Source organism: Streptococcus infantis (genome assembly GCF_047463615.1).
GTDB classification, from domain to species: domain Bacteria; phylum Bacillota; class Bacilli; order Lactobacillales; family Streptococcaceae; genus Streptococcus; species Streptococcus infantis_X.
On the sequence record NZ_JASHDO010000013.1, the window covers coordinates 26,364 to 50,257 of the forward strand.

General features: G+C 41.5%; 15 protein-coding genes and 1 tRNA gene. 14 read left to right on the plus strand and 2 right to left on the minus strand.

The annotated features are described in order from the left end of the window. The first annotated feature begins 10 nt into the window (after positions 1–10). The 3 genes from scpB to yidD are packed head-to-tail and all read left to right on the plus strand — an operon-like array spanning position 11 to position 1,525. Positions 11–580, plus strand: a complete 570-nt coding sequence (scpB, locus tag QM874_RS09385; protein ID WP_281335478.1) for an SMC-Scp complex subunit ScpB — start codon at positions 11–13, stop codon at positions 578–580. Then, a complete protein-coding gene (locus QM874_RS09390; RefSeq protein WP_001222230.1) occupies positions 567–1,289 on the plus strand; it encodes a pseudouridine synthase in 723 nt (240 codons plus the stop codon). Before scpB ends, QM874_RS09390 begins: the two co-directional genes overlap by 14 nt. Next, positions 1,289–1,525, plus strand: a complete 237-nt coding sequence (gene yidD / locus QM874_RS09395) for a membrane protein insertion efficiency factor YidD (RefSeq protein WP_414317076.1) — start codon at positions 1,289–1,291, stop codon at positions 1,523–1,525. The genes QM874_RS09390 and yidD overlap by 1 nt, the downstream gene beginning before the upstream one ends. A 97-nt stretch (positions 1,526–1,622) precedes the next feature. Here yidD and galE read toward each other — a convergent pair whose 3' ends face one another. Beyond that, a complete protein-coding gene (gene galE, locus QM874_RS09400; protein ID WP_414317077.1) occupies positions 1,623–2,621 on the minus strand; it encodes a UDP-glucose 4-epimerase GalE in 999 nt (332 codons plus the stop codon). Between the two features lie 266 nt (positions 2,622–2,887). Between galE and pepA the strand changes: the two genes are divergently transcribed. Both pepA and QM874_RS09410 read left to right on the plus strand, forming a co-directional pair. Then, positions 2,888–3,952, plus strand: a complete 1,065-nt coding sequence (gene pepA / locus QM874_RS09405; RefSeq protein WP_006147862.1) for a glutamyl aminopeptidase — start codon at positions 2,888–2,890, stop codon at positions 3,950–3,952. 24 nt (positions 3,953–3,976) lie between these two features. After that, the gene (locus QM874_RS09410; protein WP_414317078.1) at positions 3,977–4,273 is read left to right on the plus strand and encodes a bacteriocin immunity protein; all 297 of its coding nucleotides are present in this window, start codon (positions 3,977–3,979) and stop codon (positions 4,271–4,273) included. A 29-nt stretch (positions 4,274–4,302) separates the two neighbouring features. Here the strand turns inward: QM874_RS09410 and QM874_RS09415 are convergent, their stop codons facing one another. Then, positions 4,303–5,934: a Na/Pi cotransporter family protein gene (locus tag QM874_RS09415; RefSeq protein ID WP_414317079.1), complete on the minus strand. Its 1,632-nt coding sequence runs from the start codon at positions 5,932–5,934 to the stop codon at positions 4,303–4,305. A gap of 304 nt (positions 5,935–6,238) precedes the next feature. On the opposite strand from QM874_RS09415, the gene QM874_RS09420 reads away from it, so the two are divergent. The 9 genes from QM874_RS09420 (at position 6,239) to QM874_RS09460 (ending at position 23,839) form a co-directional block, all read left to right on the plus strand. Then, positions 6,239–12,079 (plus strand): endo-beta-N-acetylglucosaminidase, encoded by a 5,841-nt coding sequence (locus QM874_RS09420; RefSeq protein WP_414317080.1) that lies wholly within the window; start codon positions 6,239–6,241, stop codon positions 12,077–12,079. Between the two features lie 611 nt (positions 12,080–12,690). Further along, positions 12,691–20,523 carry an SIALI-17 repeat-containing surface protein gene (locus tag QM874_RS09425; protein ID WP_414317081.1) on the plus strand — a complete coding sequence of 2,611 codons (7,833 nt, stop codon included), beginning with the start codon at positions 12,691–12,693 and terminating at the stop codon, positions 20,521–20,523. 207 nt (positions 20,524–20,730) lie between these two features. After that, on the plus strand, positions 20,731–21,099 hold the full coding sequence (locus QM874_RS09430) for a hypothetical protein (protein WP_414317082.1): 369 nt from the start codon (positions 20,731–20,733) through the stop codon (positions 21,097–21,099). Positions 21,100–21,231: 132 nt separating this feature from the next. Continuing rightward, entirely contained in the window at positions 21,232–21,924 is a 693-nt protein-coding gene (locus tag QM874_RS09435) for a phosphoglycerate mutase (protein ID WP_045763384.1), read from the plus strand. A 170-nt stretch (positions 21,925–22,094) separates the two neighbouring features. Further along, entirely contained in the window at positions 22,095–22,247 is a 153-nt protein-coding gene (rpmG, locus tag QM874_RS09440; protein ID WP_001809375.1) for a 50S ribosomal protein L33, read from the plus strand. Between the two features lie 9 nt (positions 22,248–22,256). Continuing rightward, positions 22,257–22,433 carry a preprotein translocase subunit SecE gene (gene secE / locus QM874_RS09445; RefSeq protein WP_001211016.1) on the plus strand — a complete coding sequence of 59 codons (177 nt, stop codon included), beginning with the start codon at positions 22,257–22,259 and terminating at the stop codon, positions 22,431–22,433. A 57-nt stretch (positions 22,434–22,490) separates the two neighbouring features. After that, on the plus strand, positions 22,491–23,027 hold the full coding sequence (nusG, locus tag QM874_RS09450; protein ID WP_414317083.1) for a transcription termination/antitermination protein NusG: 537 nt from the start codon (positions 22,491–22,493) through the stop codon (positions 23,025–23,027). Between the two features lie 202 nt (positions 23,028–23,229). Continuing rightward, positions 23,230–23,694 (plus strand): sigma-70 family RNA polymerase sigma factor, encoded by a 465-nt coding sequence (locus tag QM874_RS09455; RefSeq protein WP_414317084.1) that lies wholly within the window; start codon positions 23,230–23,232, stop codon positions 23,692–23,694. A gap of 73 nt (positions 23,695–23,767) precedes the next feature. After that, a tRNA-Glu gene (locus QM874_RS09460) sits at positions 23,768–23,839 on the plus strand. The last annotated feature ends 55 nt before the right edge of the window (positions 23,840–23,894 follow it).

The following is a 23,894-nucleotide window of genomic DNA, read 5'->3' on the forward strand; positions in this document are numbered from 1 at the left end:
GAGAGGAAATATGAGTACTTTAGCAGAAATAGAAGCACTCCTCTTTGTAGCGGGTGAAGATGGGATTAGGATTCGTCAATTGGCTGAACTCCTCTCACTACCTCCAACAGGTATTCAGCAGAGTCTAGAAAAATTAGCCAAAAAGTATGAAAAAGACCAGGATTCTAGTCTGGCCCTGATTGAGACAGGTGGTGCCTACAGATTGGTAACAAAGCCTCAATTTGCAGCTATTTTGAAAGAATATTCTAAGGCGCCCATCAACCAGAGTCTATCTCGAGCTGCGCTAGAAACCTTGTCCATCATTGCTTATAAGCAGCCTATCACACGGATAGAGATTGATGCCATTCGTGGGGTCAACTCTAGCGGTGCTCTAGCTAAGTTGCAGGCCTTTGACTTGATACGAGAAGATGGGAAAAAAGAAGTTCTTGGACGACCTAATCTCTATGTAACGACGGATTATTTTCTAGATTACATGGGTATTAACCATTTGGAAGAATTGCCCGTGATTGATGAGCTTGACATTCAAGCACAAGAAAGCCAATTATTTGGTGAAAGGATAGAAGAAGATGAGAATCAATAAATATATTGCCCACGCTGGTGTGGCCAGTAGGAGAAAAGCAGAGGAGTTGATCAAGCAAGGCTTGGTGACTGTTAACGGTCAGGTGGTACGTGAATTAGCGACGACTATCAAGTCTGGTGACAAGGTAGAAGTTGAAGGTCAACCCATCTACAACGAAGAAAAGGTCTATTATCTGCTCAATAAACCACGTGGTGTGATTTCCAGTGTAACGGACGACAAGGGCCGCAAGACTGTTGTGGACCTCTTGCCTAATGTGAAAGAGCGTATCTACCCTGTGGGACGTTTGGACTGGGACACATCAGGTGTATTGATTTTGACCAATGATGGTGACTTTACAGATGAGATGATTCACCCTCGTAATGAGATCGACAAGGTATATGTTGCGCGTGTTAAAGGTGTAGCTAACAAGGAAAACCTCCGCCCCTTAACTCGTGGCCTTGAGATTGATGGTAAGAAAACTAAGCCAGCGGTTTATGAAATTCTCAAGGTAGATCCAGTCAAAAACCGTTCTGTAGTACAGCTGACCATTCATGAAGGGCGTAACCATCAGGTTAAAAAGATGTTTGAAGCTGTTGGGCTTCAAGTGGATAAGTTGTCTCGGACACGTTTTGGACACTTAGACTTGACAGGACTTCGTCCAGGAGAATCACGCCGTCTCAATAAAAAAGAAATCAGCCAACTACACACCATGGCTGTAACCAAGAAATAATGAAACGAATTTTAATAGCGCCTGTGCGCTTTTACCAACGGTTTATCTCACCAGCCTTTCCACCGTCTTGCAGATTTGAGCCCAGCTGTTCAAACTATATGATTCAGGCTATTGAAAAACATGGATTCAAGGGAGTTTTGATGGGCTTGGCTAGGATATTACGTTGCCATCCCTGGTCTGAAACGGGTAAAGATCCAGTACCAGACTACTTTTCATTAAAGCGAAATACAAGATAAAATTGGCTCCTAATGTATAAAACACAGATAGATGATACTTGGTATTTATCAAGTGCCATCTATCTGTGTTTTTATTTATTATTGATGTTTCTGTTATTTATTCCAAAATGTTTTTGCCTTCTTTAACACGCCAATGATAATCCGATAAAATAATATCTTTTAGAGAGTGACTAGCTTCCCAATCAAGATATTTTTTAGCTTTTGAGGCATCTGCAAGGACGCTAGCTGGATCCCCAGCACGGCGAGCAACAATTTCGTGTGGGATTTCTTGATTAAGTAATTCTTCAGCAGTTTTAAAGATTTCTTTGACGGTATAACCTTTTTCAGTTCCTAAGTTAAAGATTTGAGAAGAACTAGTTTCTTGGAATAGGTAATCCATCCCTTTAACATGGGCTTGTGCAAGATCTAAAACATGGATGTAATCTCGAATACATGAACCATCGCGCGTATCGTAGTCATCTCCAAATATTTTCAGGCTATCATTTTGTCCCAATGCAGTCTTATTGATATTCGGAATGATGTGAGTTGGATTTTTTACACGGAGACCATTTGAAGCATCCATTTCTGCACCAGCTACATTGAAATAGCGGAAAATGACATATTTCCAATCATAGCGATTAGCCATCCAGTAAATCATTCGTTCGCCCATCAATTTTGTTTCTGCATAAGGGTTGACAGGGTCGAGCAAGGTATCTTCAGTCGCTGGCTTGTCAATACAGTTATTACCATAGAGGGAAGCAGTTGAAGAGAACATGATTTTTTGAATACCAACTTCAGATAAGACTTTAAGAACTTGGTTCATGCCAGCAACATTGGCAGTGAAGTATTTGCTTGGGTTTTCAATGCTTTCGCTAACAACAATTTCACCTGCACAATGCAGAACTGCATCAATTTTATTTTCTTCCAAGTAGGCTTTTAAGGCACTAGCATCATAAACGTCAAGTTGTTTAAAGTTTGCACGATTATCTACAGCTGAACGGTGTCCTGTAGAAAGGTTATCTAGGACATGAACCTGATATCCAGCATTTAAAAGAGCTTTGACAGTATGTGAGCCAATGTAGCCAGCTCCGCCTGTAACAAGAATTGTTTTAGTCATGATTTTTCCTTTTTCTAATTTTGTTCTATTTTAAAAAATGTAGAAGAAAAAGTCAAATATTTTTTATAGTTTCATAAAAGTAAAGACGTCGGTGTTATAATTTTTTTAGGCCTTCCCTCATATACAAGGGAATACCATTTTTTCTACTTAGAAAATAAGATATGATTTGTAGAAAGCAGAATAAGATACAAATTTAGAAATCCACCTTTCCACTACCTTTCTCCTATAAAAAGTGGTAAAATGGTTGAAAGAAAGAAGGGATAGAAATGACAACATTATTTTCTAAAATCAAAGAAGTAACAGAACTTTCTGCTATCTCAGGTCATGAAGCACCTGTACGCGCTTATCTTCGTGAGAAGATAACTCCTCACGTTGATGAAGTAGTGACTGATGGCCTAGGTGGTATTTTTGGTATCAAACATTCAGAAGTTGCGAATGCACCTCGAGTCTTGGTGGCATCTCACATGGATGAAGTTGGTTTTATGGTGAGTGAAATCAAACCAGACGGAACCTTCCGAGTAGTTGAAATTGGCGGTTGGAATCCTATGGTTGTCAGCAGCCAACGATTTAAACTCTTTACGCGCCAAGGACGTGAAATTCCAGTCATCTCAGGTTCAGTACCTCCACATTTGACTCGTGGCACAGGTGGCCCAACCATGCCAGCTGTTTCAGATATCGTCTTTGATGGTGGTTTTGCGGATAAGGCTGAGGCTGAAAGTTTTGGTATCCGCCCAGGAGATACCATCGTTCCAGATAGCAGCGCAATCCTAACAGCTAACGAAAAAAATATCATCTCCAAAGCTTGGGATAACCGTTACGGAGTTCTCATGGTTAGTGAGTTGGCAGAAAACTTATCAGGTCAAAAACTAGGCAATGAACTTTATCTTGGTGCCAATGTCCAAGAAGAAGTCGGACTTCGCGGTGCTCATACCTCAACAACCAAATTTGATCCAGAAGTATTCCTTGCTGTGGATTGCTCACCAGCAGGTGATGTTTATGGTGGTCAAGGTAAGATTGGTGATGGAACCTTGATTCGTTTCTACGATCCAGGTCACTTGCTTCTCCCAGGTATGAAGGATTTCCTTTTAACGACAGCTGAAGAAGCTGGAATCAAGTACCAATACTACTGTGGAAAAGGTGGAACTGACGCAGGTGCAGCTCATCTGAAAAATGGTGGTGTCCCATCAACAACAATCGGTGTTTGTGCCCGTTATATCCACTCTCACCAAACCCTTTATGCAATGGACGATTTCCTTGAAGCTCAAGCTTTCTTACAAGCCTTGGTTAAAAAATTGGATCGTTCTACAGTAGATTTGATTAAAAATTATTAAACAGAAAAGATGGAGGTAATAGGGATGGAAGAGCCAAACCTAGAAACCTTGATTCGGGATCTTTATAATAATGCCCGTCAAAACCTGAGTGAAGATCTAGTGCATGCACTTGTAGAGACTGCTAAGCAGTTGCCCGGCACCAATGAGCGCTTGCTTGCAGTCCGACTTTCAGGGCTAGTCACACTTGAACTACTCAAGAATCCCAAGACCCCAGCGCCAGAGTTAGTCAATCTGGCCCGCTTTATCAAAAAGGAAGAAGCGAGATACAGGGGTGCAGCCGCATCTTCCTTTATGATTGGAGAGCTATTTAAAATGCTTTGATTCGAAAGAATCAAAGCATTTTTTTCGTTTTAAATTTGTTCTGCCAAAACCTTTTCAGCAAGGTTCATAGCGTGGTCTGATACACGAGTGTAGTGTGAAATAATATCGATAAAGTTGACACCTGCTTGGGTAGAACATTCTCCGTTATTTAGACGTTTGATGTGAGTCTTACGAAGGACACGTTCCATGTTGTTGATGTCTTCGTGTCGCTCGATAAGAGCTTGAGCTTTCTCGAGGTCGTTGTTTTCTACACTCTCAAGAGCATCTTTGACGAAATCACTAGTTTTAAGATAAATCTCTGCTAGTTCTTCTAAGGCAGCCTCAGAGAATTGAACATTCTTGCGTTGCAAGTAATCGTTAAGATTGAGCAGGGCTTCTGCGTGGTCTCCGATACGTTCCAAGTCTCGTGAAGAGTCAAGGATATTTGTTAAGACTTCACTCTCTTTTTGGCTCAAAGCTTCACCAGATAAACTAATGAGGTAACGAGTCAATTTTTCATCAATGGTATTGATAGCTTCTTCAGTCTTATGTCCCTTTTCTGCAACTTTTTCATTAGAGTTAATAATATAGTCATAAGAGAGGTCAAAGGCTTTCGCAGCATAATTACCTAGATGTAGAAGTTCTTTTTTAGCATTTCCAAGAGCGATAGATGGAGCTTGTTTGATCAGTTGCTCATCAAGGTAAAGTGGCTCGTATTTGACAACTTCGTCTTCTCCAGGGATAAGTTTGGTTACCATGAAGGCAAGAGCTCCGATGAATGGAAACTGAATGATTGTATTGGTAATGTTGAAGGTTCCGTGGGCGAAGGCAATGGTCATTTCTGGAGCTAGATTTAAGAAGCTCTCAAACCATTGGATTAAGCCTGTAAATGGAACGAGGAAGATAATACAGATAACAGTCCCGATAACGTTAAAGGCCACATGAGCTGCTGCCACACGTTTGGCTGCAATATTAGCACCCAAGGAAGCGATAATAGCAGTGATAGTAGTTCCGATGTTATCTCCAAAGAGAACTGGTAGGGCACCCTGAAGGTCAATCAGATTGCTAGCGTAGAGATTTTGTAGGATCCCGATGGTCGCTGAGGAGGCTTGAATCAGAAGGGTTAAACCTGTTCCGACAAGAACACCCAAGATTGGATTTTTACTCAGTTCTACCATGTAGTCTTTAAAGACTTGTAAATCCTTAAGGGGTTCCATTGCACCACTCATTAGATTGAGGGCGAAGAAGATACCACCGACACCAAAGATGATTCGTCCGATGTTATTGATGGTTCTATTTTTTGTGAAGAAGAGACAGACTGCTCCGAGAAAGAGCATAGGTAATGCGTAGTCTCCCAATTTAAAACCAATGATAAAGGATGTGACAGTTGTCCCGATATTGGCCCCCATGACAATCCCGATAGCCTGACGTAGGGTCAAAAGTCCCGCACTGACCAGACCAACCGTAATAACTGTAACCCCTGAACTAGACTGAATCAGGGCAGTCATTCCAATACCTACCAGAATACCAAAGAAAGGATTGCTGGTATATTTGTCAATGTAATATCGAAGACGATCTCCAGCTGCTTGTTGCAAACCGTCCCCCATGGTCTTGATACTATATAAGAATAGTCCCAGACCACCTAAAAAGTGAAATGCAATTTCCTGCCAATTAATGGACATTTTCTTTTTCCTCCGAAAAATAATCGCGGAATCTCTCCCATTCTATTTTAAAGGATAAAAGTAAATCTAACAAGTAGTAAATGCTCTTTTTTGAGAAAAATGTTGATTTTATTCGAAAAATGGCAGATGATTGTCTAATTTATATTAATTCTTCACTTCTTTATAGTTCTTGAAGGGCTAGTGTTGACTCTTTTTCTAAATATCGTAAAATAAAAACGACCTGTTCTGTGTATTTTTGGAACAGCTACTTTTTTAATTCAAAAATAAAGCGCTTACTTTCAGGAGAAAGTCAAAGGAGAAAAAGATGAAGAATCCATTTTTTGAAAAACGTTGTCGCTATAGTATTCGAAAATTATCAGTGGGTGCCTGCTCTTTGATGATTGGTTCGGTTTTATTTGCCAACCAAGCTTTAGCAGAAGAAGTTGCAATCCCAGCGAACGAAACAAGGACTACTGCTGTGACTACAGAGCAAGCATCGCCTGCCACATCAGAGCAACCAACTACAGCTTCACCTGAGGTATTAAAGCAGTTGGAAGAGACAGAAAACAAGGTTAGTGAACAACCTATTTCAGAAGAAAAACCAACATTGGACCAATTGACTGCAGCTGATAAGGAAGTAGCTAGTCCGGTTGCTGAAGCGCCTAAGGCTGAAGAAACACCTGTAGCTACAGAAAATAAGGCTAAAGAAGCACCTGTGGCTACAGAAAATAAGGCTGAAGAGAAAGCAACTGTTTCAGATGTTCCTAAGAAAGAAGAAAAAAGTCTTCGACCAAAAGAAATTAAGTTTGACACTTGGGAAGATTTGTTGAAATGGGAACCGGGTGCCCGTGAAGACGATGCTATTAATCGTTCTTCAGTTGAATTGGCTAAACGTTACCGTGGGCATGTAGTCAACGAAAAAGCCAATAAGGATGCCAAGGTTGAAGCTCTTGCCAATACCAACTCTAAGGCTAAAGACCACGCTTCTGTAGGTGGTGAAGAGTTTAAAGCCTATGCTTTTGACTACTGGCAATACTTGAATTCAATGGTCTTCTGGGAAGGGCTCGTTCCAACTCCGGACGTGATTGATGCTGGTCACCGTAATGGTGTCCCTGTATTGGGTACACTCTTCTTCAACTGGTCTAATAGTATTGCAGACCAAGAAAAATTTGCCGAAGCCCTTAAACAAGATGAAGACGGAACTTTCCCTATCGCTCGTAAGTTGGTTGATTTGGCTAAATACTATGGATTTGATGGATATTTTATCAACCAAGAAACAACAGGAGATATCGTAACGCCTCTTGGTAAGAAAATGCGTGACTTCATGCTCTATACCAAGGAATATTCGGCTCAAGTCAATCATCCAGTGAAATATTCTTGGTATGATGCCATGACCTATGAATATGGTCGTTATCATGAAGATGGTTTGGGTGAATACAATTACCAATTCATGGAAAAAGAGGGAGACAAGGTTCCTGCGGATCACTTCTTTGCCAACTTTAACTGGACCAAAGAGAAAAATGACTACTCTGTAACTATGGCCAAATGGCTTGGACGTAGTCAGTACGATGTCTTTGCAGGTTTGGAATTGCAACAAGGTGGTTCTTACAAGACAAAAGTGAAATGGGATGCCCTTCTAGATGAAAATGGCAAGCTCCGCTTATCACTTGGACTCTTTGCTCCAGATACAATTACTAGTCTTGGTAAGACAGGCGAAGACTATCACAAGAATGAAAATATCTTCTTTACAGGTTACCAAGGAGATCCAACTGGTCAAAAACCAGATGACAAGGACTGGTACGGAATTGCCAACCTTGTAGCTGACCGTACACCAGCAGTTGGACGTACTTTTACAACATCCTTTAACACAGGACATGGTAAGAAATGGTTTGTAGACGGTAAAGTCTCTAAGGATTCTGAATGGAACTATCGTTCTGTATCAGGTATCTTGCCTACATGGCGCTGGTGGCAAACTTCATCAGGTGCTAAACTTCAAGCTGACTATGACTTTGAAGATGCCTACAATGGTGGTAACTCACTCAAATTTGCGGGTGATTTAGCTGAAAATACCAACCAAGATGTTCGTCTCTACTCTACAAAACTGGAAGTAACAGATAAAACAAAACTTCGTGTCGCTCATAAAGGTGGTAAGGGAAGCAAGGTCTATGTAGAGTTTGCGACTCAGAAAAACTATACTTATGGTGGAGAGCATGCTCGTAAAGAACTGACTCTATCTGACGATTGGACAAAAGATGAATTTGATTTGAGTGCCTTGGCAGGTCAGACCATTTACGGTATCAAGCTCACTTTTGAAAATACTGCTGCTCTTAAGGGCTATCAATTTAACTTGGGTGAGTTGACAGTAACAGATAATCAAGAGGCACCTCAAGCACCAACGGCTCTTAAAGTAGCTAAACAATCCCTTAAAAATGCCCAAGAAGCAGAAGCTATTGTCCAATTTACTGGAAATAAAGATGCTGACTTCTATGAAGTTTATGAGAAGGATGGCGATGCTTGGCGCCTATTGACAGGTTCATCTGCAACTACGATCTACCTACCAAAAGTTAGCCGTTCAGCTAGTGCAACTGGTACTAGTCAGGAGTTGAAGGTTGTCGCAGTTGGTAAGAATGGCCTTCGTTCTGAAGCAGCAACTACAAACTTTGAGTGGGGAATGACTGTCCAAGACACAAGTCTTCCAAGACCATTAGCAGAAAATATCGTTCCAGGAGCGACTGTTATCGGAAGTACCTTCCCAGACACAGAAGGTGGCGAAGGTATCGAAGGTATGTTGAATGGAACTATCACTAGTCTATCTGACAAATGGTCTTCTGCTCAGTTGAGTGGTAGCGTTGATATTCGTTTGACCCAACCACGCCGTGTCGTTAGATGGGTCATGGATCATGCCGGTGCTGGTGGAGAATCTGTTAACGATGGTTTGATGAACACTAAAGATTTCGACCTCTACTACAAGGATGAAGCTGGGGAGTGGAAACTAGCTAAGGCTGTTCGTGGCAATAGAGCCCATGTTTCAGATATTACCCTTGATAGCCCAATTACAGCGCAAGACTGGCGTTTGCACGTCATCACGTCTGACAATGGAACACCATGGAAAGCCATCCGTATCTACAACTGGAAGATGTATGAAACTCTTGATACGGAGAGCCAAAACATTCCAATGGCTAAAGTTGCAGCGCGTGTTCTGACAGACAATAAGATTCAACTTGGATTCTCAGAAGTTCCTGCTGGAGCAACAATTACAGTCTATGATAAGGCAGATTCACAAACTCCAATCGCTACCTTAAATACGGTAGTTGGAGGGGATTTGGCAACGGAACCATTGAGCTTTGAAAAACGTCCAAGTCTTCTTTACTACCGCACACAATTGCCAGGAAAAGAAATCAGTAATACTCTTGCTGTAACGATTCCTCAAGATGAAAGAAAGATTAAGGCTATCAGTCTAGAAGCAACACCTAAAAAGACAACTTACCAAGATGGCGAGGAATTGAATCTCAAAGGTGGTCTTCTCCGTGTCAAATATGAGGGAGAAGAAGCAGATGAAGTCATCAACCTCAGTCATGCAGGCGTAGTTGTTAACGGATACGATGCTCACCATCATGGTGAACAAGAGTTAACAGTGACCTATCTTGGTCTTCCAGTTGCAGGAAGCTTCAAGGTTCAAGTGACAGGTGAAGAAGCTGGTCCAAAAGAAGTCGCAGCCCTGTATATTAGTAAACAACCGAAGATTGATTACTTTGTAGGCGATGCTCTTGATTTATCAGAAGGACGCTTCAAGGTCTTGTATGATGATGAAACTGAGACAGAACATAGCTTTACGGACCAAGGAGTCGAAATTACAGGCTATGATTCTCAAAAGACAGGCCGTCAAAAACTTGAGTTGCACTATCAAGGACAAACTGTCGAATTTGATGTTCTAGTATCACCTAAGGCAGCCATTAACGACGAATATCTGAAACAAGAAATCACATCTGCTCAAGGACGCAAAGAAACATTAGCTTATACATTTGCGGATGTAGCAAAACAAGCAGCTCTAGTTGAGAAGCTTGACGCAGCAAAAGCCATCTTAGAAAACCACGATGCTAGTCAAGAAGCGGTCAACCAAGCCCTGAACGATTTAAAACAAGCAGGTGCAGACTTGGATGGTGTACAGCTTTATCAAACAGCTAAGGAAGAGCTTGAAACTCTTCTAGGAAAAGTTCGTGAGAAAAATGCAGACGATCCAATCATCGCTCAAGCAGAAACTCTTATTGGTTCAACAAATCCAACTCCAGCAGCCTTTGCGGACATGAAAGAAAAGCTGAATAAGAAACTAGCTCCTGCAGAAGAAAGCCACCATGTAGGTAGCTTAGAAGAAGGGGAATCTGCTCCAACAGTTGAAACTCTACCTGAGCTAGTGGTTGAAACAGAAACTCAAGCCTTCGAACGCCAAGAACGTCCGTCAGGAGACCTATTGGCGGGTGAACGTAGAATCGTTCAGGCAGGTGTAGAAGGTCAAACTCGTCGTCTGATTGAAGTGGATGCTAAAGGCAACCGCACTCTTCTTGAGACAGAAGTAGTCAAGGAAGCAGTGGCTGAGATTACTGAAGTTGGTACCAAGGTAGAAAGCCGTGTTCAACCGCTAGACGGCGTCAAAGATTTGACTATCAGCAATCCAACATTGGTGATTGAAGAAGAAAAAGTTGCATACGACCATGAAGAACGAGTAAATCTTAGCCTTCATGCAGGAGAGCGTCGTATCGTTCAGGCAGGTGTAGAAGGCCAAACTCGTCGTCTGATTGAAGTTGATACCAAAGGCAACCGCACTCTTCTTGAGACAGAAGTAGTCAAGGAAGCAGTGGCTGAGATTACTGAAGTTGGTACCAAGGTGGAAAGTCGTGTTCAACCGCTAGACGGCGTCAAAGATTTGACTATCAGCAATCCAGCATTAGTGGTTGAAGAAGAAAAGCTTGCATACGGCCATGAAGAACGAGTAAATCCTAGTCTTAAAGCAGGAGAACGTCGCTTGGTTCAAGCAGGAGTTGAAGGCCTGCGTAGAAATCTTGTAGAAGTTGATGCTGAAGGCAAACGCAGTCTCAAGGGAACAGAACTTGTCAAAGAGGCGGTAGCTGAGATTGTTGAAGTTGGTACCAAAGTAGAAAGTCGCGTACAGCCATTAGATGGATCTGGAGATGCTATTCTAGAAAAACCAGAACTAGCGGTTGAGGAAGAAGTGGTAGCCTTCGAACGTCAAGAACGTCCGTCAGGAGACCTCTTGTTAGGCGAACGCCGTCTGGTTCAAGCTGGTGAGGCAGGGCAAGTCCGTCACATGATTGAGGTAGATGCTAAGGGTGATCGCACGCTTCTTCAGACAGAGGTAGTCAAGGAAGCAGGAGCAGAGATTACTGAAGTTGGGACTAGGGTAGAAAGTCGTGTTCAACCATTGGACGGTTCTGGGAATCTTGTTCTCGAAAAACTAGAATTGGAAGTGAAAGAAAAAGCTGTAGCTTTCAATCACCAAGAGCGTCCAACAGCAGATCTTTTATTAGGTGAACGCCGTGTGGTTCAAGCTGGTGAAGCTGGGCAAATCCGTCACATGATTGAGATAGATGCTAAAGGCAATCGCACACTTCTTCAGACAGAGGTAGTTAAGGAAGCTGTGACTGAGATTGTTGAAGTTGGTACTAAGGTAGAAAGTCGTGTTCAACCACTAGAAGGACCAAAATTCTTGGAAGTTAAGAAACCAAGCTTGGTAGTTGAAGAAGAAGTTCTTGCATTTGGACGTGAAGAAAGAGAAAACGCAAACCTTTCAGCAGGTGAACGCCGTCTAGTTCAAGCTGGAGTGGAAGGCCTTCGTAGAAATCTTGTAGAGGTTGATTCAGAAGGCAAGCGTAGTCTCAAGGGAACAGATCTTGTCAAAGAGGTGGTAACTGAGATTGTTGAAGTTGGTACAAAAGTAGTTGAAGCACCAACTGAAAAACCAGTCGTACCTGCTCAAGTGCCTCAAACGAATAAGCAGGAAGTGGCCAATGCAGAAGCTAAGCATGGTCAAGCAGTAGAAAAACAATTACCAAATACAGGTACAGGAGTCGATGCAAATCTAGTAGCTCTTGGACTGGCTGGAGTTTTAAGTGGCTTTGGTTTGCTAGCTCAAAAGAAAAAAGAAGATTAAGTTAAACTTCTTAATTTACCGTCTGATAGGATAAACATGTTTGTGATAGATGAATTCAAAACTGGATAATACATCTAAAAGTTTGAAACAAGAATAGTTTAAAAGATGTTTTGGGGAAAGCTCTTGTTTATTAGAAAATGGTAATATCTGTACTGACCCCAAAAAGTTAGACAAACAATTTAAGTAAAGGATTTAGTTCTGTATTGCACAGGACTAAGTCCTTTTCTACCATTTGTCAAGTGTATCAAGGTATTTGATAAAAAAGTTAAATTCGCAAACTAAGTTTCACCGCTAGTAGAAGTGGAAGTTAATCTGATAAAAATCCTAAAAACCAGTGGAAATCCGTGTCAGGGTAAATTCCACTGGTTTTACTAATGCTTGATTTCATAGCTTTTGAAGGCGAAATGAATCGAAAAAAAGAGCGCAAAAAATCCTCTCATATGAAAGTGTTTTAGACTAATTTCCACTTTGGACAAATAAGCGGAAGTTGCTTTAAGAAATTACCTAGCGTCAAATAATTTCAAGCAGCAAACAAAAGACTTGTATATTGGAGGAAAATTCGGTAGAATAGAAAGGATTTAATATTTTATTATAAAGGAAAAAGTTAAGTGATGAAACATCAATTTTACGGAGAAAAGCGTCAACGTTTTTCTTTTAGGAAGTTATCAGTAGGTCTGATATCTGCGACTATCGGAAGCTTCTTTTTGGGTTCTGTAGCTGGGACTGGTTCACACCCTGTTGAAGCAGCAGAGTTAGCAGCGAATCAAGCTGTTCAGATTCAGTATAAATATGTTATGGAATCAGAATTGACAGATGTTGAAAAGGCGCTGGTTGTTAAGGAACTTCCAAAATTTGTAGAGGAAAGTACAGATGCATACTACTTGGTTTATCGTCCGAAAAAAGAAGGAAGATTGATAGGAAACTTACCAAGTACTGGCTACTCTGGTATGTGGGAAGCAATCTTTGCAACAGCTGGTATTGTTCTTGTGGTCTTGGTAATTTCTAAGGGGAAAAATGGGAAAAGATACTTATCTTCGATTTTATTGGTGACTGGACTAGGTTCTGTCCTTCTTTCTCCTGCTACGCTTGCGGTTACAAATATTGAGCTGGCTGCTTATAATCAGCTTTTAAATTTGGGACTAGGAGAGCAACTACCTCAGCCCTTGAACATTGAAGATTTTGAATACATTGGTTATCTGAAGAGTCAGACTATTTCGGAAAATGCTCTGGAGCAAGGTGAGGAATCTAAGCATAAAGCTAATCAGACTCTAAATCAATCAGTGGACCGTTCTGAAAATGATAAAGTGGTAGCAATATCAAAAGTAGATAGTTCAGACAAGTCGACAGATGAAAAACTGGAGCTTGTCAATGGAGCAGACCGAGTGTCGTCGGGAAGCTCAATTTCTGATCGCTCTGAGTTACAATTATCTAGTCAAGATGAAAGTCAAACGCAAGTGCTTCCTTATCAAACAGAATATCGCTATTCGGATAATCTTGTTAAGGGGCAAACAAAGACCATTCAGGTGGGTGTATCTGGGGAACGTACAGTGATTACTCGTCGCTACAGTACTGGTCAGAAGGTGATAAAATCTGAGTTGGTGTCTGATCAAGTGACAGTTCAACCTGTTTCAGAGATTATCCTGGTGGGCACGGCAGAAAGTAGTCAATTGCTAAAAGAATCGCCAGTTCACGAAGTTCCCAAGTACACAGATCCAGTAGGCACATCTGGTACAGAGCCAGCCCCCGTTCATGATGTTTCAGAGTATACAGATTCAGTCGGTACATCCGGTGAAGATCCAGCTCCCGTTCACGAATTACCAGAATATACAGCTTCGGTAGGTACGTCAGGTGACAACCCAGCTCCCGTTCATGATGTTCCAGAGTATACAGATTCAGTCGGTATATCCGGTGAAGATCCAGCTCCAGTTCACGAATTACCAGAATATACAGCTTCGGTAGGTACAGCAGGTGAAGACTCAGCTCTGGTTCACGAATTGCCAGAGTATACAGATTCGTTGGGCACAGCCGGTGAAGATCCAGCTCTGGTTCACGAATTACCCGAGTATACAGATTCAGTAGGCACAGCAGGTACAGATCCCGCTCCCGTTCATGAATTACCAGAGTACACAGATCCTATAGGCACAGCCGGTGACGAACCAGCTCCCGTTCACGACGTTCCAGGCTACACAGAATCAGTCGGCACAGCCGGTGACGAACCAGCTCCGGTTTACGACTTGCCAGAGTACACAGAATCAGTCGGTACAGCTGGCGACGCCCCAGCTCCGGTTCATGAGGTTCCCGAGTATACAGATCCAGTCGGCACAACCGGTGACGAACCAGCTCCGGTTTACGACTTGCCAGAGTACACAGAATCAGTCGGTACAGCTGGCGACGCCCCAGCTCCGGTTCATGAGGTTCCCGAGTATACAGATCCAGTCGGCACAACCGGTGAAGATCCAGCTCCCGTTCATGAGGTTCCCGAGTATACAGATCCAGTCGGCACAGCCGGTGAAGATCCAGCTCTGGTTCACGAATTACCAGAGTACACAGATCCTATAGGCACAGCAGGTGACGACTTAGCTCCAGTTCATGAAATCCCTGAGTATACAGATTCAGTCGGCACAGTGGGTGACGAACCTGCTCTGGTTTATGACTTGCCAGAGTACACAGAATCAGTCGGTACAGCCGGTGCCGACCCAGCCCCAGTTCACGAATTGCCAGAGTACACAGAACCAGTAGGCGCAGCAGGCGACGACCCAGCCCCCGTTCATGAATTACCCGAGTACACAGCTTCAGTAGGCACAGCAGGCGACGAACCCGCCCCGGTTTACGACGTTCCAGAATATACAGAATCAATCGGTACATCTGGTGACGAACCAGCTCCGGTTCATGACTTACCAGAGTACACAGCTCCTGTGGGTACAGCTGGCGAAGAACCCACTCTCGTTCACGACATTCCTGAGTATACAGAATCAGTAGGCACAGTGGGTGACGAACCTGCTCCCGTTCACGAAGTCCCAGCCTACACAGATTCGGTAGGGACGGTAGGTACAGAACCTGTTCCGGTACATGAAGTTCCCGAGTACACAGATTCAGTTGGCACAGCAGGCGACGATCCAGCTCCAGTTTATGAATTACCAGAGTATACAGAACCAGTAGGCACATTGGGTGACGAACCAGCTCCGGTTTATGACTTACCAGAGTACACAGAATCAGTAGGCACAGCTGGTATAGAACCCGCTCCGGTTTATGACTTGCCAGAGTATACAGAACCAGTCGGCACATTGGGTGACGAACCCGCTCCGGTTCATGACTTGCCAGAGTATACAGAACCAGTCGGCACAGCAGGCGACGAACCTGTTCCGGTACATGAAGTATCCGAGTACACAGAATCAGTTGGTACAGCCGGCGACGAACCCGCTCCAGTTCACGAAGTCCCAGCCTACACAGATTCAGTAGGCACAGCAGGTACAGATCCAGCCCCAGCTCATGAATTCCCAGAGTATACAGATCCAGTAGGGACGGTAGGTACAGAACCTGTTCCAGTTCACGAAGTCCTAGCCTACACAGAACCAGTAGGCACAGCTGGTACAGAGCCTACACCAAGTTTTGACCTTCCTGAGTTAGAGCTTAGCTATGTAGATGAAACGAGAGTTGAAAAAGTAGCCTTTAAGATTGAGGAGCAGTATACTGATGAGTTGGTCAAGGATTCACGTATTATAAGTGTTCCTGGAGTGGAAGGTGAGCGTACAATCAAAACTAGGGTCTACTATTCAAATAACCAAGAATTGGATCGTCAAGAATTATCTAATGAAGAAACCTTGCCACCAGTGACTCAGATTGTTAAGATTGGAACAGCAAGTCCGTTTATGATTCCAAATGATGCTCCAAAGGTTGAAGCATTGGATGAATTTGATTTAATTCCACTCTACAATCTATTGTCAGAAGCAGAGCAAGTTAAATCACAGGCACGTTATTTTAACGATATCTCAACTCGCCAAACTAGTTACGACTCGGCACTCCTTATAGGTCAAGAGTTATTGACACAGTCAGAAGCTAGTCAAGAGCAAGTCAACCAAGCAGTTGCAAGCATTAAAAATGCAAAAGAGCAATTACAGGGTTCAGATGTCACTAAGGAAGCTTTACAAGCAGAATACCGAGATAGTCAAGACATCCAGGATAGCTTCAAGTATAAAAATGCTGACTCAGATAAGAAAACAAACTTTACAAGAGAATTTGCAAATGCAGAAACAGTTTTAGCAAATCGACTAGCTAGCCAAGTTCAAGTTGATCAAGCCTTGGCGAACTTGACAGCAGCTAGAACGGCTCTAAATGGAGTTGCAAAAGTTAGACCAAATCTAAGTATCCTCAGTCTTACAGAAAATCCAGAAGATCGTTCTGTTACGGTTCAGTACAACCTGACTGATGAAACTCAATCATTACGTAGAGCTACAGCAGAATTATATGAAGGTGACCAGCTTGTGCGCTCACTTCCAATTACGAATTTTGCAGGCAGTCTCAAAATTGGTGATTTGGATCATTATACAAATTATACTTTGAAGACAAAATTAACCTACGAATTAGATCAAGGTCAGGTTACAGACTTTGAAAAGGACAGCCGTCAATTTGAACTCGAGTATAAGAAAATTTCTATCCGAAATGTAGAATCTGTTGAATTCTACAGCAAGGAAAAAGAGCAGTATAAACGTTTGATTTCCATGAATGCAGTTCCAAGTGATTTGTCAAATTACTTTGTCAAAGTTAAGTCTGCCGAGTCGAAAGAAATGCTCCTACCAGTTCAGAGTATTGCCGAAAGCACTAAAGATGATAGGGAAGTTTATAAGGTCACTGTATCTCTGCCTGAGCTTGTGCAAGAAAGTGAAACAGGTTATAAACCAGGATATGACTTCTACATCAGCAAGTCTCATTCAAATCAACAAGGTGTTTATACTAGTTTTGCAAGTCTGTTAGAAGCTATGAAGAGCAACATGGCAGGCAACTATGTGCTAGGAGCTGATTTAGATGCTAGTGAAGTAAGCTTGGCAGCAAGCGATTATGTTTATTTACGAAACAACTTTACAGGTAGCCTTACAGGTAGTCATAATGGTAAACAGTATGCTATTTACAACCTAGCCAAGCCTTTGTTTGAGAATCTCAAGAGTGGTGCTAGGATTTCAAATATCGATTTGAAGGATGTCAATATTGTTGGGACTTATGATTCTGCAAGCTTGGCCCGTTCTGCGGAAAATGCTCACATTCAAGATGTCTCTGCTCAAGGGCGAGTAGCTGTTGTAGGAAATGCCAGTCAGGTTGCGGGGCTAGTGGTTGTTGCAACTAACACGCAAATTACGAATAGTTCCTTTACAGGTACTATCCAGACTAATGATAAGCAGAGCAAGGCCTATAATGTTGGAGGTTTAGTCGCAAATCTGAAAGGAAATGCTTCCCTACTGACACAAAGTAGAGCAGATGTTACTATTTTAGCGAGTGCCAAGACTAATGAGCAACGCTTTGGAGGTTTAGTTGGGCGCTTGGAAGCCAATGCTCGCATCACTAATTCCTATGCATCAGGGAAAATTCAGAACTCAACCAAGAATGGCCAAATTGGTGGAGTAGTTGGTTCAAATTACTACAATGGTTTGATTGACAACGTCTTGAGTAATGTTAGTGGATCAAGAGTCTATAGCATCTCTGGTGATCAAGGTTATAAAAATGACCGTATCACCAATGCCTATGCAGTCGAAGGAATTGAAACACTAGCAGAAGATCCATTTGCTAGCTCTAAACTTAGTCTTGAACAAGCTCAAGACAAGCTAGGAGAGTTTGGAATCACGACAAGCCTGGACGACACCAATCTGAACCTCTATGCAGTAGATTATAGTAAGGCGAAGAAAGTAGGCAGTAACCGTGCTATAGCTTACGTAAACATGGAAAAACTTCTGCCATTCTATAATAAAGAAACAATCGTAGCGTATGCTAACAAACTAGCAGAGGATCATAAGCTCAACACCAGCTATTTGCTTGATGTAGTTCCGATGAAAGATCAGCAGATCATCACGGATATTCATGGAAATAAGACAGGCATCAATCGTCTCATGCTTCATTACGAAGACAATACCATTCAGTATCTAGAAGTTACCTATAAGGGAGACTTTAAAAATAAGGCTATAGCAGAATATACTATCAAGGACTTGAATCTTCTCTATACTCCGGAAGCCTTCCTATCTGACTACAGCAAGATTCTCACCAAAGTTTTACCAGAGCTGAATAAGGTGGTTTTAGATTCAGCTGCCGTGAGAACGGTCTTAGGTATAAATGCAGAAACATCTCTGGATGATCTTTATTTGGATAAAGCCTTTGATCAAGTCAAGGCTAACTTATCTGTGGAGTTACGAAAGGTTCTGGCTATGGACAAGTCCATCAATACCGAGGGAACTGTAGTAGCTGATTATATCGCTAAGAAAATCACCGATAATAAAGAAGCCTTGCTAGTCGGTTTAACCTACCTAAATCGTTGGTATAACATCAATTATGACACCATCAATGTCAAAGATTTATCTGCCTATAAGTTTGATTTCTTTGGTAATAACGATGTGTCGACACTAGACACGATCATTGCCTTAGGTCGCTCTGGTTTTGAAAATCTCAAGGCAAAAAATACTTATCAAGCTTATGATACTTCCTTGTCTGAGGCAACAGGTAAGCGGGGATTGTTCAATTATCTAGAAAGTTATCGTAATCTCTTTTTGCCGTATAAGACTAATAACGAATGGCTCAAGGATAATACAAAAGCCTATATTATCGAGGCCAAGTCGGACATTGCAGAAGCCAAGGCACTCCAAGACAATGCAAACGATAAGAGTAAGTATTCTGTCGGAGTTTATGATAAGATTACATCAGACAATTGGGAACATAAGAGCATGTTGCTACCGCTTTTGACCATGACTGAAAAGGGTGTCTATATCATTTCCAATATGTCTACCATCTCTATGGGAGCTTATGATCGTTACCGAGATATTGTTGATGGTAAGGTCCGTACAGATGCTGAACTTGCTAGCTATGTTGAAGATCGAGTGAGAAAGTCAGCTGAATGGCAGAGAGACCATTACGATTTCTGGTACAAGATTTTAAGTGATGAAAGCAAAGATAAACTTTTCCGCTCGGTCTTGGTTTATGATGGTTTTGCTCTCAAAGATAAGAATGGTCAAAGATATTGGGCTCAACCAAATGACAAGCAATCCACTGCAATGCAGGAATTCTTTGGACCGGCTGGTAAGTGGTATCCAAGCAAGGGCTATAATGCTTACGCAACAGGAAGTGTGACCCATTTTGACAATGCTCGTCTGTTAGAAGATTACGGAAACTCTGTGTATACACATGAGATGACACACAACTCTGATGGAGCCATTTATTTTGAAGGATTTGGTCGTCGTGAAGGTCTAGGGGCAGAACTTTACGCTCGTGGTCTTTTACAATCTACACCAAGCCCAGATGAAGCGACAATCACCCTCAATACTCTATTCAAGGTTGATAAGGATTCTAAGACACGTCTCCATACTTATAACTTTAAAGAGCGCGTTCAGAATGAAGCAGACTTAAAAGATTACGTTCATGGTATGTTTGATATGATCTATACGCTTGATTACCTAGAAGCAAGCTCTATCTTGAAGCAGACAGATGAAGCCAAGATGAAGTGGTTTAGAAAAATGGAAAACTACTATATTACTGATAAGTATGGCAAACAAACCCATGCTGGTAACCAGACACGGACCTTCACTGCTGAAGAGATTAAGAAACTAAAAACTTTTGAATCCTTGATTGACAATGATGTCATTACTCGTCGTGAAAACAAGGATAGTGGCAAGTATGCACGAAATGGTTATCTCAGTCTCAGTCTATTCTCTCCAATTTATTCAGCGCTTAGCAATCCAACTGGTGCGCCAGGTGATGTCATGTTCCGTCGAACAGCCTATGAGTTATTGGCAGCCAAGGGCTATCATGAAGGATTTATCCCATATGTATCTGGTAAATTGTCAGAAGAAGCTCTGAAAGAGGGCAGCACAACTTGGGATGGATGGCTCGGAAGAGATGTTGGTCTAGTGACAGACCAGAAGGTTCTAGAAAATGTATTCAAAGGTGAGTATGACACTTGGGCAGCCTTTAAGAAGGCCATGTACCAAGAGCGGATTGACAAATTGACAAAATTGAAGCCGATCACCATTGAGTATGAACTCAGAAACCCAAATAGTACGAAGCAAGTAACTATTCGATCTTATAAAGATATGCAAAGGCTAATGGATGAGGCGACAGCAGAGGATGTTCGTAATATTGACAATGCTACAAGCCGAGTCGAAGCTAGCTGGGTTAACTTACTGAAGAAAAAGATTTATAATGCTTATCTTCGTACAACAGATGACTTCCGTCAGTCTATCTTTACCAAATAAGCTGCAAAATTACTTTTAATAAGTAGCGTTATCCCTAGGTCTAAAAGGACTTAGGGATTTTTGCTCTGGAGATACATATACAGAAATGCAGGTGTGACTAAAGGAAAACAAAGTTCCACTGAATATATTGTGGTCTACTTGGAAGAACTTTGAATTTAACATAAAATATGGTAGAATAACAATTATTATCATTTTAAGGAGACAGTTATGAAGACAAAAACACTAGCACAAGTTGCTGGAATTATTGGGACTATCGCAGGATCGCTCTTGGCAATTTTGCCTGTCGTTATATTAATGATTGCATCTATTTTTGAAAATGAAGATTTTGCAGGAGTAATTTTGGCGATCATTTTCATTGTTTTTACCTTAGTAAAAATCGCAACTCTCATTCTTGGAATTCTCTCTCTAATCTACTATAAGGATGATAAGCGTATTTCAATGGCACCATCTATTTTGTTAATCGTAGGTTCTGTAGTAGGCTTGATTCCATTTTTAGGCTGGATTGGTGGCATCGTCATTGTCATCGGTGGTGCCCTTTTTTTAACAAGCTTGAAACAATTTCAAGTTCAAGAATAGCTGTTCATTGAGAGAAGGGGTGTTCACCTCTTCTCTTTTAAATCGATTTTGACTAGCTTTTTTGTGAAAAATTGTGTAAAATAGAATAGATAAACGAGGGAAACCTCGGAAAATAAAAGGAGTATCCATCAAATGGTAAAATTGGTTTTTGCTCGCCACGGTGAGTCTGAATGGAACAAAGCTAACCTTTTCACTGGTTGGGCTGATGTTGATTTGTCTGAAAAAGGAACACAACAAGCGATTGACGCTGGTAAATTGATCAAAGAAGCTGGTATCGAATTTGACCAAGCTTACACTTCAGTATTGAAACGTGCAATCAAAACAACTAACTTGGCTCTTGAAGCATCTGACCAATTGTGGGTTCCAGTTGAAAAATCATGGCGCTTGAACGAACGTCACTACGGTGGTTTGACTGGTAAAAACAAAGCTGAAGCAGCTGAACAATTTGGTGATGAACAAGTTCACATCTGGCGTCGTTCATACGATGTATTGCCTCCAGCAATGGATCGCGACGATGAGCACTCAGCTCACACTGACCGTCGTTACGCTTCACTTGACGACTCAGTTATCCCAGATGCTGAAAACTTGAAAGTGACTTTGGAACGTGCCCTTCCATTCTGGGAAGATAAAATCGCTCCAGCTCTTAAAGATGGTAAAAACGTATTCGTAGGAGCACACGGTAACTCAATTCGTGCTCTTGTAAAACACATCAAAGGTTTGTCAGACGACGAAATCATGGATGTAGAAATCCCTAACTTCCCACCATTGGTATTCGAATTCGACGAAAAATTGAACGTAGTTTCTGAATACTACCTTGGTAAATAAGCATCATAAAGCCTAGGATGATTCCTAGGTTTTTTATTTTTAAAACACAGAGTTTGAGGTAGAAAAAAACTTGAGCTGAGAAATTTGAAGTTCAAGATTTAAGAATTCAAAAAACAATTAAGCTTGTCAAAGCAGAGGATTCTTGTTATAATAGGTAAGATGGAGGCGTTATGGCACTTAAAAAAGCAAGTCTAGCCTGTGCGGTTTGTGGTTCTAGAAACTATTCAATCAAGATTAGTGGAAATCCAAAACCAACACGCTTAGAAGTAAATAAATTTTGTAAACACTGTGGCAAGTACACCACACACCGAGAAACGAGATAGGAGAAAACGATGCGTTTTATTAAGGATATTTTTAAACTTCTTAAAGAAACAACTTGGCCGACTCGCAAGGAAAGTTGGTTAGATTTTAAATCTATCATGGAATACACTGCTTTCTTTGTAGTGATGATTTATATTTTTGACCAATTGATTGTTAGCGGATTGATTCGTTTTATTAATATTTTTTAAGATAAGGTAAGAGAAAGATCTAGTCGCTGAAATTCTTCAGTTAGGAAAGGAAAAAACATGGATAGTTTTGATAAAGGATGGTTTGTGCTACAAACTTATTCTGGCTACGAAAATAAAGTAAAAGAAAATCTATTGCAACGTGCACAAACATACAATATGTTAGAAAATATTCTACGTGTTGAAATTCCTACACAAACAGTGCAAGTGGAAAAAAATGGAAAGAAAAAAGAAATCGAAGAAAATCGCTTTCCAGGTTATGTTCTTGTAGAAATGGTTATGACCGACGAAGCATGGTTTGTTGTGCGTAACACACCAAACGTAACAGGATTTGTAGGCTCACACGGAAATAGATCAAAACCAACTCCACTTTTGGAACAAGAAATTCGTGATATTTTAGTTTCAATGGGTCAAACTGTCCAAGAATTTGATATTGATGTCCAAGTTGGTCAAACTGTTCGTATTATTGACGGTGCTTTCGCGGATTACACAGGTAAGATTACAGAAATTGATAACAACAAAGTCAAGATGATTATCTCTATGTTTGGGAATGATACAGTAGCAGAAGTAAATATTAATCAGATTGCAGAACTTTAATCGGGCATTTCTTGTAAATTTCATCAATTAAAACTACAAAGCAAAGACAACTGTAGAGAAAACAGTTGTCTTTTTTCACCCTCACTTGTGAGTATTCACGATTTCCGTAACATCAGAGAGCTAAAAAGAGACAAGATGGAAACTAGGGCCCTTCTTTCCCCCTTTCTCTGCTATACTACAAGCAGAGAAAGGGGGAAAGCAAATGCTTGAGAAATACTATGCAAAGGTAAAAGGGATTGTCCATAAATGCCGAAAAGATTATTATCTCCACCTGTGGGAGAAAGAAGACTGGGATCAAGAAGGAATGATCTGCCTTTATGAACTTCTTGAAAATCATCCAGTACTAGTGGAAGAAGAAAAGAAACTCTACGTCTACTTCAAAACAAAATTCCGCAACCGAATCCTTGATACTGTAAGAAAACAAGAGAGCCAAAAGCGACGTCTGGATCGAATGGCTTATGAAGAAGTAGGAGAGATTAGCCATCGACTTCCAGAAGGAGGTTTATGGTTGGATGATTATTATGCCTTTCATGACTTGTTAGATAATTATAGAAGAAAGTTGCCCCAAGATAAGCAAGAAGCCTACGAACGTCTCTGGGCAGATGAACGCTTCAAAGGCCGCAAGAGCCTTCTCAGGGAGTTAGAGCTAGTCTTCAAAGACTGGTGAAAAAAAGTTTCAAAAAGGTGTTGACAAGTAAGAAAAAGTCGGTATAATAGTAAGAGTTGAAAATAACAACTCAGGTCCGTTGGTCAAGGGGTTAAGACACCGCCTTTTCACGGCGGTAACACGGGTTCGAATCCCGTACGGACTATGGTGTATTGCAGTTGAAACACTGGATGAAAAAAGTTAAAAAAAGTTTCAAAAAA